This window comes from Streptomyces sp. NBC_00094, assembly GCF_026343125.1.
Taxonomy (GTDB): domain Bacteria; phylum Actinomycetota; class Actinomycetes; order Streptomycetales; family Streptomycetaceae; genus Streptomyces.
In genome coordinates this window covers 7,640,676-7,652,488 of record NZ_JAPEMB010000001.1, presented here as the reverse complement: position 1 = coordinate 7,652,488, position 11,813 = coordinate 7,640,676, and the positions used below count along the sequence as shown (strand labels likewise).

Sequence of the window (11,813 nt, the reverse complement as noted above, 5' to 3'; positions counted from 1 at the left end):
CCACGGACGGCGCTGCCACTCGGCCCGCTCTGGCATTACACTGTGACAGATGACGCTCATTCGTCACAACCATACGGACGCAGATCCCGTGCTCGACGCCGCACGCGACTGCATGCTCGCCGTCGGCGTACGGCGCACCACCCTCACCGACGTCGCCCGGCGCGCGGGCGTGTCCCGGATGACGATCTACCGGCGCTGGCCCGACGTACGCAGCCTCGTCGGCGACCTGATGACCCGTGAGTGGATCGCCGTCGCCGCCGGCGCCATGCCTCCCTCCGACGAGGACCGGCCGGAACGGGCCCGGATCGTCGAGGGGCTCGTCGCGGGAGCCGCGGCGTTCCGGGCCCACCCGCTCTTCCACAAGATCCTCGACGTCGACCCCGAGCTGCTGCTGCCGTACATCCTCGACCGCCGGGGTGCCAGCCAGGACGCCCTGCTCGGGCTTCTCCACACGGCGCTCGAGGACGGTCACGAAGACGGCTCCGTACGCCGCGTCCGGCCGGACCTGCAGGCCCGGTCCCTGCTGCTCGTCGTCCAGTCCTTCACGCTCTCGCTGCGCACCATGACCGACGAGACCGATCCCGAACTGAGCGAAGCCGCCTTCCTCGACGAGCTGCGCACCCTGCTGGAGAGGACCCTCGTTCCATGAACCCCACGAGCAGCCCCGCCCTGCCCGGCTCCTCGCTCAACGCCGAGCGGCGCCTGCGCGAACTCGGCCGGCTCGCCGACGGCGATGCCGACAGCGTGGTCGATGTACTGGTCGTCGGACTCGGTGCCACCGGGGCCGGAGCCGCGCTCGACGCGGCCACCCGCGGGCTCAGCGTCGCCGCGATCGACGCCCATGACCTCGCGTTCGGCACCTCCCGCTGGAGCTCCAAGCTGATCCACGGCGGACTGCGCTACCTCGCGTCCGGACAGCTCGACGTCGCCCACGAGAGCGCCGTCGAACGCGGCATCCTCATGGAACGCACCGCCCCCCATCTCGTACGCGCCCAGCCCTTCGTGCTGCCCCTGACCCCGCTCGTCAGCCGCGGCCAGGCCGCCCTCGCCCGCGCCGGGTTCCTCGCGGGCGACCTGCTGCGCGTCGGCGCGCGCACCTCGCGCGGCACGCTGCCCCAGCCTCGTACGCTCTCCGCCGTCGAGACCCGCCACCTCGCACCGGCCCTGCGACCCACGGGACTGCGCGGCGGACTGCTCTCCTGGGACGGCCGGCTCTCCGACGACGCACGTCTGGTCACCGCGATCGCCCGCACCGCGGCCGCGCACGGCGCCCGCGTCCTCACCCGTACCCGAGCCCTCGAACTCCACCGCGACGGTGCGTCGGTCCGCGACGAGACCACCGGCCAGGAGCTGCGCATCCGCGCGCGCACCGTCATCAACGCGGCCGGAGTCTGGGCGGGCGGCCTCGTCGACGACGTACGCCTGCGGCCCTCGCGCGGCACCCATCTCGTCCTGCGTTCCGAGACCCTCGGCCGGCTCTCCGCCGGTCTGCACATCCCGATCCCCGGCGAGACGAACCGCTTCGTCCTGGTCCTGCCCCAGGGGGACGGACGCGTGTACGTCGGTCTCACCGACGAACCCGTCGACGGCGACGTCCCCGACGTGCCGGACGTCCCCGAGACCGACATCGGCTTCCTCCTCGACGTGCTCGGATCCGCGCTGGACGTCACCGTCCACCGGTCCGACGTGGTCGGGGCCTTCGCGGGCCTGCGCCCCCTGCTCGACGCCCGGGACGCGGGCGGCCGCACCGCCGACATCTCGCGCAAGCACGCCGTACTCACCTCCCCCGACGGCATCGTCACCGTCGTCGGCGGCAAGCTGACCACCTACCGCCGCATGGCCGAGGACGCCGTCGACGCCGCCGTGGCCGCCCGTGGCCTGACCGCCGGCCCGTGCCGTACCGCGTCCGTCCCCCTCGTCGGCGCCGCCCGTCCGCAGACCCTCGCCGGGCTCGACGTCCCGGCCCGCCTCGTGCACCGCTACGGCGTCGAGGCACCGGCCGTTCACGCGCTCGGACTCGAGGACCCCGCCCTCGCCCAGCCCGTCGTACCCGGCCATCCCGTCACCGGCGCGGAACTCCTGTGGGCCGTCCGCCACGAAGGCGCCCTCGACACCTCCGACCTCCTCGACCGGCGCACCCGCATCGGCCTGGTACCGCAGGACCGCGCCACAGCCGAGGAAGCGGCCCGCGACGCCCTCGCCCGTACGACCAGGGTGCGGTGACGGGTAGCGCTGTCGACGCGGGTACGGGGCGGGTGTCCGCCCCTCACGGAGCGACCGCGGCACGCCGCGACCTGCGGCGCCGCGGCCGTGGCCGTGGCGACCGCGGCGTGCGGGGCGTGCGGGGCGTGCGGGGGCTACCGTCGGCTCCATGGAGCGAATCCGAGCGGTCCTGGTCGACATCGACGGCGTCCTCACCGTCTCCTGGAAAGCCCTGCCGGGAACGGTGTCGGCCGTGGAGCAGCTGCGCGGCGCGGGCCTCCACGTCGCGCTGGTCACCAACAACACCTCCCGCACCCGGGCCGCCATCGCCTCGCGCCTGGCCGACCTCGGCTTCCCCGTCGGTGCCGAGGACATCCTGACCGCCCCGGCGGCCACGGCGGCGTATCTGCGCGAGCACTTCCCCGGCGCTCGCTGCCTCCTGCTCAACAGCGGAGACGTACGGGACGACCTGCCGGGCGTCACGCTCGTCGAGGAGGGCGACGCCGATGTCGTCGTGCTCGGGGGCGCGGGGGCCGAGTTCGGTTACGAGGCTCTCAACCGGGTCTTCCGGCAACTGCAGCGCGGGGCGCGGCTCGTGTCGATGCACCGCAACCTGTACTGGCGCACCGAGGGCGGCCTCGACCTGGACACCGGGGCCTTCCTCGAAGGGCTGGAGAGGGCCGCCCGCACCGAGGCGGAGGTGACGGGCAAACCGGCTCCCGCGTTCTTCGCGAGCGCACTCGCCCACCTCGGCGCCGACGCGTCGGAGGCGCTGATGATCGGCGACGACATCGAGTCCGACGTGCTGGCCGCCCAACGGTCCGGCATCACCGGCGTACTGGTGAGGACGGGCAAGTACCTCCCCGAGACGCACCGTGCCGCATCCGGGACGCCCGATCACGTCCTCGACTCCTTCGCGGACCTTCCCGCCCTGCTCGCCGGGGGCGGCGGAACGCCTCGGCGCGGACACGCACCCCGCGCGCAGGATCAGGAGGAGTCCTAGAGTTGGGGAACAGGCATGCCGGCGGCCTGCCGGCATCCGCCGCTTTCATGTCACTCCCTCTCTCCGGCCTTCCAGGAGGACATTCCCCATGGCCACTGCATCCGACACCCCGGTTCTGGACACCATCATCGCCATGACGGACGACTCGCTCGAGCGGTGTGGGCTGGCTCCGGACATGCTCCTGCTCACCCGTATCGCGGCCCTGGCCGCCTCGGACGCTCCGCCGGTCTCCTACCTCGCCCACGTCGATCCCGCCCTCAAGGCCGGCCTGACCGTCGAGCAGCTGCAGGACGTGCTGGTCGCCATCGCCCCCATCGTGGGTACCGCCCGTGTGATGACGGCAGCCGGCAACATCACCGCCGCGCTCGGCATCGCCATCGCCGTCGCCGACATCGACGCGGAAGGCTGACTCGGGGCCGGACCCGGAGGGAGAGGACCCCATGGTCGGATGCCTCACCTCGGTGAGAGCGGCAGCTGCGACTGACCGGCCCCTCCCACCCGCCGGAGAGGACCGCGGCCACAGGGTGGGCGGCCATGGTGCTTGACCTGTTCCTCATCGGCCTGGTCATCACGCTCTACCCCCTGCCGATCATGGCCTTCGTCCTGGTCGTGTCCGCGCCCCGGGGGGTGTTCAAGGGGCTGGCGTTCATCCTCGCCTGGCTCGGCTGCCTCGTGGCCGTGATCGCCCTGGTACTGCTCTTCACCGGCGGGGTACCGCCCGCGCCCCGCTCTCCCCCCTCCATCGCAGCACTCGCGGCCACCCTCGTCATCGGCGTCGGCCTGATCGTCTACAGCGAGCACAGGCGCCGCCGTACGCATCCGTCCTCCGCTTCCTCCGCTTCCTCCGCTTCCTCCGCTTCCCCCTCCCCCTCCCCCTCCCCCTCCCCCTCCCCCTCATCCGCGTCCGCGTCCGCGTCCGCGTCCGGCAAGCGGTCCAAGGGGTCCGGGCGTTCGCTCACGTCCCGGATGGACCAGGCCACCGGATGGTCCGCGGCCGCACTCGCCGTTCTCCTGCAGCCTTGGGGCATGGTCAGCGCCGCGGCGGCCACCGTCGTGCAGGCCGACCTGTCCCATGCCGAGTCCTTTCTGGCTCTCCTCGGCTTCTGTGTTCTGGCGACCGCGACTCTGCTGGCCATGGAGCTGTACATGGTGTTCGCGCCCACGAAGGCCCTGCTCGCCCTGACCAACCTGCGTTCGTGGCTGGAACGCCACAAGGACCCGGCGATCGTCGTCACCTGCCTCGTCCTCGGGCTGTGGCTCGTCGGCAGAAGCCTCTACCAGCTCTCGGGCTGAACCCCGCCTCGTCGCGGGTCGGGCCCGGCCTCGGACAGGACCGGAACAGCGGAACCGAACGGAGGGACGGCATGTGACCAGCCACCACAAGAGCCGGAAGCCTCTCGCGCGGTTGCGGGCTGTTCCCGGGGTTCGGGCGGTGACGTCGTACCGACGGGAGTGGCTGGTCAAGGACCTGGTGGCGGGAGTCGTCCTGACCACGCTCCTGGTGCCACAGGGAATGGCGTACGCCGAGCTGGCGGGGCTGCCGCCCATCACCGGGCTGTACACGACGATTCTCTGCCTGCTCGGATACGCGGTGTCCGGGCCGTCCCGCATCCTGGTGCTGGGCCCGGACTCCTCGCTGGGGCCGATGATCGCCGCCACCGTGCTGCCCCTGGTGGCGGCCGACGGGGACCCCGGCCGCGCTGTCGCGCTGGCGTCGGTCCTCGCGCTCATGGTGGCGGCCGTCATGATCCTGGCCTCGGTGGCGAAGCTCGGCTTCATCGCCGACCTGATCTCCAAGCCGACGATGATCGGCTACATGAACGGCCTGGCGCTGACCATCCTGATCGGTCAGCTGCCCAAGCTGCTCGGCTTCAAGGTCGAGGCGGACAACCTGATCGGCGAATGCGCAGGCTTCGTGCGGGGACTCGCCGACGGGGCTGCGGTGCCGGCCGCCGCAGCGGTCGGCTGCGGCGGGATCGCCCTGATCCTGGTCCTGCAACGCCTGCTGCCGAAGGTCCCCGCCGTGCTCGTGATGGTGGTCCTGGCGATCGCCGCGGCCACGGTCTTCGATCTGGGCGGGCACGGCGTCGGCCTGGTCGGAGAACTGCCCGAGGGCTTCCCCCCGTTCACCATCCCCGATGTCCGGCTCGACGACCTGTCGCTGCTGCTCGGCGGTGCGCTGGGCATCGCCCTGGTGTCCCTGGCCGACACGATCTCGAACGCGTCGGCCTTCGCGGCCCGCACCGGGCAGGAAGTCCGCGGCAACCAGGAGATGGCGGGCATCGGTGTGGCCAACCTGGCGGCCGGCCTCTTCCAGGGCTTCCCGGTCAGCACGAGCGGTTCCCGTACGGCGGTGGCGGAGCGCGCGGGAGCGAGGAGTCAGCTCACCGGGGTCGTCGGAGCCGCTCTCATCGTCCTCATGCTCGTGCTGGCTCCGGGCCTGTTCCGCAATCTCCCCCAACCGGCCCTTGCCGCCGTGGTCATCACCGCGTCGCTGTCCCTGGCCGACATCCCGGGGGCCGTACGGCTGTGGCGGCAGCGCAGGACGGACTTCCTGCTGTGCTGCGCGGCGTTCCTCGGCGTGGCCCTGCTCGGTGTGCTGCCCGGGATCGGCATCGCCGTCGCCCTGTCCGTGCTGAACGTCTTCCGTCGCGCCTGGTGGCCGTACCACACCGTGCTCGGGCGGGTGCAGGGCCTGGAGGGCTACCACGACGTCCGCTCCTACCCGCAGGCCTGGCAGCTTCCGGGCCTGGTGATCCACCGGTTCGACGCGCCGCTCCTCTTCGCCAACGCCAAGGCCTTCCGCGACGAGATCAGACGCCTCGCCGAGGCGGACCCGCGGCCGAGCTGGATCGTGATCGCGGCGGAGGCCATGACCGACGTGGACACCACCGCAGCGGACGTCCTCGAAGAGCTCGACGAGACGCTCAACGCGCACCACGTCCACCTCGTGTTCGCCGAGCTCAAGGACCCGGTGCGGCGCAAGATCGAACGGTACGAGCTCACCCGCACCATCGACCCCCGGCACTTCTTCCCCACCGTGGAGGCCGCGGTCGCCGCCTTCCGTCAGCGCACCGGAGCGCAATGGGCGCCGCCGGTCGCAGGGGGACCGTCCGAGCCCGTCGAGCCCCCGGAGCCCGGCCCCGGTGCCGCTCCCCCGCCGCCCGCCGACGAGCAGTGACCGCGCGCCGGGGGCGTCGTCGTACCCGTACCGCACGTGGGGGTCAAGGCGCCGTGGCCCGGATGGCACGGCCGGCAGGTCCTTGCGACGATTGTCCCGGAGGAGAGCCATGAACCAGGACCCGCCAGTGTCTCCGTCGGACGGTCCGCCATCGCGCGAGGGCGGCGGCCGGGACCGGCCCGGCGGCATGGACGCGACCGGGAGCGGCGCCGCCGGGGACGCTTCGGGTAAGTCGGGTGCCGAGCACGTCGAGCCGTCTCCCCCGTCCGGCACCGACGCGTCGCCCCCCTCCGGCACCGAACCGTCCCCCGGTTCGCGGAAGCCGCGCCGACTGCCCCAGGTCACGCTGCCCGGCTGCTGGGGCGCGCTCGTACTGGCGTGCCTGTCCTTCACTCCGTCGCTGCTGCCCCGCGGGGGCGTCCTCCAGGGGCTGATCTGCGGCATCACCGCGGCCATCGGGTACGGGCTCGGTGTCCTCGCGGCCTATGTGGGACGCGCGTTCGCCGACCGGGACCCTCGGACCCCCTCGCGCAGGTCATGGCTCGTCCTGCTCGTCTGCGCCCTCGCGCTGTTCGGCCTCTCGTTCGGGTTCGGGCAGTACTGGCAGCACGAGATCCGTGAACTCATGGGAGTCACCGACTTCAACGTCCTCACCGTCGTCGCCTGCCCGTTCATCGCCGCTCTCGTGTTCTGGCTCCTCCTCCTCGCCGGGCGGGGGCTACGACGCGTGTACCACTGGGCCGCCCGCCTGCTCGGGCGCTGGATCGGCCCACGCGCGGCACGGGTGGTCGGCTGGGTGCTGGTGGCGGGACTGGCCTGGTCGGTGTTCAGCGGAGTGCTGCTGGGCGGCTTCGTGAACGCGGCCAACGAGGCGTTCTCCGTACGTGACACCGAGACGCCGGAGGGCGTGCACCAGCCCACGTCCACTCTGCGCTCGGGCGGGCCGGGTTCTGTGGTGCCGTGGGACACGCTGGGCAGGCAGGGCCGGGCGTTCACCGGCAGCGGACCGTCGGCCCGGGACATCGGCGCGTTCACCCACCGCACGGCGCAGGAGCCCGTCCGGGCCTACGCCGGCCTTTCGACCTCCGACGACGCGGAGAGCCGGGCGGAACGAGCCGTCGCGGACCTCGAACGGGCCGGCGGCTTCACACGCGAGAACCTGCTCGTGATGACCACCACGGGAAGCGGCTGGGTCGATCCCGCCGCTGTGGACTCGTTCGAGTACCTCGGCAACGGCGACTCGGCCACCGTGGCGATGCAGTACTCGTACCTGCCGTCGTGGCTGTCCTATCTCGTCGACCAGTCCAAGGCGCGCGAGGCCGGCCGCGAACTCTTCGACGCGGTCTACGACGTCTGGTCGAAGCTGCCCCAGGACCAGCGTCCACGGCTGTACGTGGCCGGTGAGAGCCTGGGGTCGTTCGGCGGTGAGACGGCCTTCAGCGGGGAGTACGACCTGCGCAACCGCACCGCCGGCACCCTGTTCGCCGGTCCGCCGAACTTCAACACCCTGTTCCGCGAGTTCAGTGATCACCGCGACGCGGGGAGCCCCGAGATCGAGCCCGTCTACAAGGAGGGGCGGACCGTCCGGTTCACCGACGACCCGACCACCGGGATACTTCCGGCGAACCAGCCCTGGGACGGGACGAGGGTGCTCTACCTCATGCACCCTTCCGACCCGATCGTCTGGTGGAGTCCCGGCCTTGCCTTCTCCGAACCCGACTGGATCGGAGAGCGCCCCGGCTCGGACGTGCTCGAATCCATGGTCTGGATGCCCTTCGTGACCTTCTGGCAGGTCACCGCCGACCTGCCGTTCTCCACGGGCGTGCCGGACGGTCACGGTCACACGTACAAGGCCGCGTACGTCGACGGATGGAACGCCGTCATGCGGCCGGCCGGATTCACGGAGCCCGACCTGGAGCGGCTGAGGGACATCATTCGCCCGGAAGACTGAGCACGAACCCGGCCACGTAGCCGAGTGCGTTGACCGCCCAGTGCAGGCCCATCGGAGCCAGCAGGCTGCCGCTACGGCGGCGCAGTTCGCAGAACAGGACGCCCGCCGCCGCCGTGAACAGCACGGCCCCCACGACCGCCAGAACGGCAGCGAACGCGGAGTCGCCGAAGACCGTGTTCAGTGCGGGCTTCGCCGTCGCCAGGTCCAGGGACGGCAGCACGTGCCACAGGCCGAACAGCAGGCTCGACACCGTGGTCGCCCACACCGCCCCCCGGGCGCGGTACACCAGCCCGTAGAGCACGCCGCGGAAGGCGATCTCCTCCACCAGGACGGTGCCGACGGGGACTCGTACGAGAACGCGCATCATCAGCTCGCCCCCGCTCATCCCGTCGTACCGTCGATCCTCGAACAACGTCCGTGTGGCCGGCAGCAGAGCACCGACGAGGTAGACGGCGCCGACCAGGCCGATCAGGACCAGGGCCCACCGGGTACCGCGAAGCAGCGTGCCACGCGCCAGGCCGGCGTCCGCCCAGGTACCCCCCGCCCAGCGGAGTACACCGAGGAGCAGAACGCTGACGACGACAGCCGTCACCAGGCCGAACAGGCCGCTCCAGCGGTGCAAGGCCAGGTTGGCGGCGACGAGCACGGCCACCGTGAGTCCCACGGCCGGCCAGGTGCCGATCCGTCCGAGGCGTCGGCCCCGTGGACCATCGCCCCCGGCACGACGACTTCGTCCCTCACGCCGCTCGCACTCGTCGGGGTCGCGGCAGGGCATGAGGGCCTGTCCTTCGGTTCGGCGGCTGGTGCGTCTCGCCCTCCCCTCGATCCACGCTACCGGGCGCCTCCCCCGAGCGCCCGAGCCGCGCGGACGGGCGTCCTCCGTATACGCCCCACGGCCGTTCGGCGGCCGAGCACGCCTGCCCGGCAACTGCGATACTCGGAGCTAGGCACCTTGGACCGGCATGCCTAAGGAGGCGCGCGCGGATCACAACGCCGACGGGATGCCCGGCACCGGATCGAAAGCTGCGAGGTGACTTCCATGAGCCAGCAAACACCGACCGGAGGACACAGGAACACCGGCCCCACGCCGAACAGTGCGCCCCGGTCCGGAGGCGGCGGCGTGGCCCACGGGGGCACGGTGTTCGCCGCGGTGCTGCTGTCCGTCTCGGGCGTCCTGGCCCTCCTCCAGGGCATCGCGGCCATCGCCGAGGACGATGTGTACGCCCGCGTCGGCAACTACGTCTTCGAGTTCGACCTGACGTCCTGGGGCTGGATCCATCTCATCCTCGGGATCGTCATCGTTCTCACCGGAGTGGGCCTGTTCAGCGGCGCGAACTGGGCGAGGGTGGCCGGCATCGGCCTGGCCGGCCTCAGCATGATCGCCAACTTCCTCTGGCTGCCGTACCAGCCGTGGTGGGCGATCACCCTCCTGGCGATCGACGTGTTCATCATCTGGGCGCTGTGCTCCAGCTGGTCGCACACCTCCGACTGACGATCCGACGGCAGCAGGCCCACCGGCATCGACTACTCGGCGCGGCCGACATCGGCGGAGGCCCGCGGAGCCGTCCAGGCGGGCTGGGGCCTGTCCGACTGATCTGCCGGACAGGCCCCAGCCCTGTGCCGGACACCCCGAACGGCCGCAGGGCCAGGCAGGAGAGTCTTCGATGCCCCAGAACCCGACCACGGCGATGCGCGCGGCAGCCCACGCCACACCCGAGGAACGCGCGGCCCTCGGCAAGGAAGCCCGAGGGAGCGTGCCGCGATCGAGTCACGCCGAGTACAAGCCGTTCCCCGAGAGGGCTGATCCCCTGGAGATCCTGGAGGCGCAGTCCGCGGCACGGGTGCCCGAACTCGTACCGATCCGGTACGCCCGAATGACGGAGTCCCCGTTCCGTTTCTACCGGGGGGCCGCCGCGATCATGGCCTCCGACCTGGCCGGCACCCCGCGCTCGGGACTCACGGCCCAGCTGTGCGGAGACGCCCACCTTCTCAACTTCCGCCTGCTCGCCTCGCCTGAACGGCAGTTGATGTTCGACATCAACGACTTCGACGAGACGTTGCCGGGCCCCTGGGAGTGGGACGTCAAGCGGCTGTCGACGAGCTTCGTCATCGCGGCGCGGGCGAACGGCTTCGACGACGCGGAGCGCGCACGCATCGTCCGGCGCACGGTCCGTGCGTACCGCGAGGCGATGATCCGCTTCGCGGGTATGCGCACCATCGACGTCTGGTACGCGAAGATCGACGCGAACCTCCTTGAGTCCCTGCTCGCGGGACGGCTCCACGGAACGAAGCGCGGTCGGAGGAACCTGACCCACGCGATGGCGAAGGCCCGCACCCACGACAGCCTGCAGGCCTTCGACAAGCTCACCGAGACGGTCGACGGCCGACCCAGGATCGCGGCGGATCCCCCGCTGCTCGTCCCGGCCGGCGACCTGCTGCCGGACGTCGAGCGCAGCGCGCTGGAGCGCCAGTTCCGCGGCCTGGTCGAGCGGTACGGCCGCACTCTCGCCTCCGACCGGCGCACGCTCCTGGAGGACTACCGACTGGTGGACGTCGCGCGCAAGGTGGTCGGCGTCGGCAGCGTCGGCACCCGCTGCTGGATCTTCCTCCTGCTCGGCCGGGACGATCAGGACCCGCTCTTCCTCCAGGCCAAGGAGGCGGACACCTCCGTGCTCGCCGCGCACGTCGGCGCGAGCACGTACCGCAACCAGGGCGAGCGAGTGGTCTCGGGCCAGCGGTTGATGCAGGCCACGAGCGACATCTTCCTCGGCTGGGAGCGCGTGGACGGGATCGACGGCAAGAAGCGCGACTTCTACGTCCGCCAGCTGCGCGACTGGAAGGGCATCGCCATGCCCGAGCGGATGGGGCCGAAGGACATGCAGGCGTTCGGGGAACTGTGCGGGGTCACGCTGGCTCGTGCGCACGCGCGATCCGGTGACCGGATCGCGATCGCCGCGTACCTGGGCAGCGGCACCTCGTTCGACCGAGCGATCGCGACCTTCGCGGAGGCGTACGCCGACCAGAACGAGCGTGACCACCAGGCCCTGGTCGACGCGGTGCGCGCGGGCAGGCTGCCCGCGGAGGAACTACCGGCGGACTGACCCCGGAGAGGCCCCCGGTGAGGTGGGCGTCACGTACGAGCGGCGAACGATCCCGCGAAGGCACCGCCTAGGGTGTGAGGTGCAGCTGGTTCGCCCCGTCCGCCAGGCGGGATGCGTCGTAAGAGGGAACCCGGTGGGAATCCGGGACTGCCCCGCAGCGGTGAGCGGGAACGACCGCCGTCATACGCACTGGACCCGAACGGGTCCGGGAAGCGACGGCCAGTAGATGCCCCGTACGTGCCATGCGTACGTCGGCGTGCCCGCGAGTCCGAAGACCTGCCACTGCCCGTGCGCGACGGATGCGCACGGACATCTCGGTGGCCTCGTGGGCGGGTCGGCGGCAGCGGGCACTCTCGTGCCCGCCGTTCCTTCGCG

10 protein-coding genes and 1 riboswitch are annotated in these 11,813 nt (G+C 71.7%); of the genes, 9 read left to right on the top strand and 1 reads right to left on the bottom strand.

What is annotated here, in order from left to right:
- Nucleotides 1-49 precede the first annotated feature (49 nt).
- The 7 genes from OG580_RS33755 to OG580_RS33725 all read left to right on the top strand — a co-directional run bounded on the left by OG580_RS33755 (nucleotide 50) and on the right by OG580_RS33725 (nucleotide 8,337).
- Nucleotides 50-649: a TetR/AcrR family transcriptional regulator gene (locus tag OG580_RS33755; protein ID WP_267047457.1), complete on the top strand. Its 600-nt coding sequence runs from the start codon at nucleotides 50-52 to the stop codon at nucleotides 647-649.
- Nucleotides 646-2,223 (top strand): glycerol-3-phosphate dehydrogenase/oxidase, encoded by a 1,578-nt coding sequence (locus OG580_RS33750; RefSeq protein ID WP_267047456.1) that lies wholly within the window; start codon nucleotides 646-648, stop codon nucleotides 2,221-2,223. Before OG580_RS33755 ends, OG580_RS33750 begins: the two co-directional genes overlap by 4 nt.
- A gap of 148 nt (nucleotides 2,224-2,371) precedes the next feature.
- The gene (locus OG580_RS33745) at nucleotides 2,372-3,205 is read left to right on the top strand and encodes a TIGR01458 family HAD-type hydrolase (protein WP_267047455.1); all 834 of its coding nucleotides are present in this window, start codon (nucleotides 2,372-2,374) and stop codon (nucleotides 3,203-3,205) included.
- Between the two features lie 88 nt (nucleotides 3,206-3,293).
- Nucleotides 3,294-3,614 carry a carboxymuconolactone decarboxylase family protein gene (locus OG580_RS33740; protein WP_267047454.1) on the top strand — a complete coding sequence of 107 codons (321 nt, stop codon included), beginning with the start codon at nucleotides 3,294-3,296 and terminating at the stop codon, nucleotides 3,612-3,614.
- A 125-nt stretch (nucleotides 3,615-3,739) separates the two neighbouring features.
- A complete protein-coding gene (locus tag OG580_RS33735) occupies nucleotides 3,740-4,498 on the top strand; it encodes a GAP family protein (protein WP_267047453.1) in 759 nt (252 codons plus the stop codon).
- A 73-nt stretch (nucleotides 4,499-4,571) separates the two neighbouring features.
- The gene (locus tag OG580_RS33730; protein WP_267047452.1) at nucleotides 4,572-6,386 is read left to right on the top strand and encodes a SulP family inorganic anion transporter; all 1,815 of its coding nucleotides are present in this window, start codon (nucleotides 4,572-4,574) and stop codon (nucleotides 6,384-6,386) included.
- A gap of 109 nt (nucleotides 6,387-6,495) precedes the next feature.
- Complete coding sequence (locus OG580_RS33725; RefSeq protein WP_267047451.1) at nucleotides 6,496-8,337, top strand: alpha/beta hydrolase; 1,842 nt, start codon at nucleotides 6,496-6,498, stop codon at nucleotides 8,335-8,337.
- Here the strand turns inward: OG580_RS33725 and OG580_RS33720 are convergent.
- Nucleotides 8,318-9,001, bottom strand: a complete 684-nt coding sequence (locus tag OG580_RS33720; RefSeq protein ID WP_267047450.1) for a CPBP family intramembrane glutamic endopeptidase — start codon at nucleotides 8,999-9,001, stop codon at nucleotides 8,318-8,320. The genes OG580_RS33725 and OG580_RS33720 overlap by 20 nt on opposite strands.
- Before the next feature lie 375 nt (nucleotides 9,002-9,376).
- On the opposite strand from OG580_RS33720, the gene OG580_RS33715 reads away from it, so the two are divergent.
- Both OG580_RS33715 and OG580_RS33710 read left to right on the top strand, forming a co-directional pair.
- Nucleotides 9,377-9,829, top strand: a complete 453-nt coding sequence (locus tag OG580_RS33715; protein ID WP_267047449.1) for a hypothetical protein — start codon at nucleotides 9,377-9,379, stop codon at nucleotides 9,827-9,829.
- 172 nt (nucleotides 9,830-10,001) lie between these two features.
- On the top strand, nucleotides 10,002-11,438 hold the full coding sequence (locus OG580_RS33710) for a DUF2252 domain-containing protein (protein WP_267047448.1): 1,437 nt from the start codon (nucleotides 10,002-10,004) through the stop codon (nucleotides 11,436-11,438).
- A gap of 69 nt (nucleotides 11,439-11,507) precedes the next feature.
- Nucleotides 11,508-11,737: riboswitch (cobalamin riboswitch) on the top strand.
- Nucleotides 11,738-11,813 lie beyond the last annotated feature (76 nt).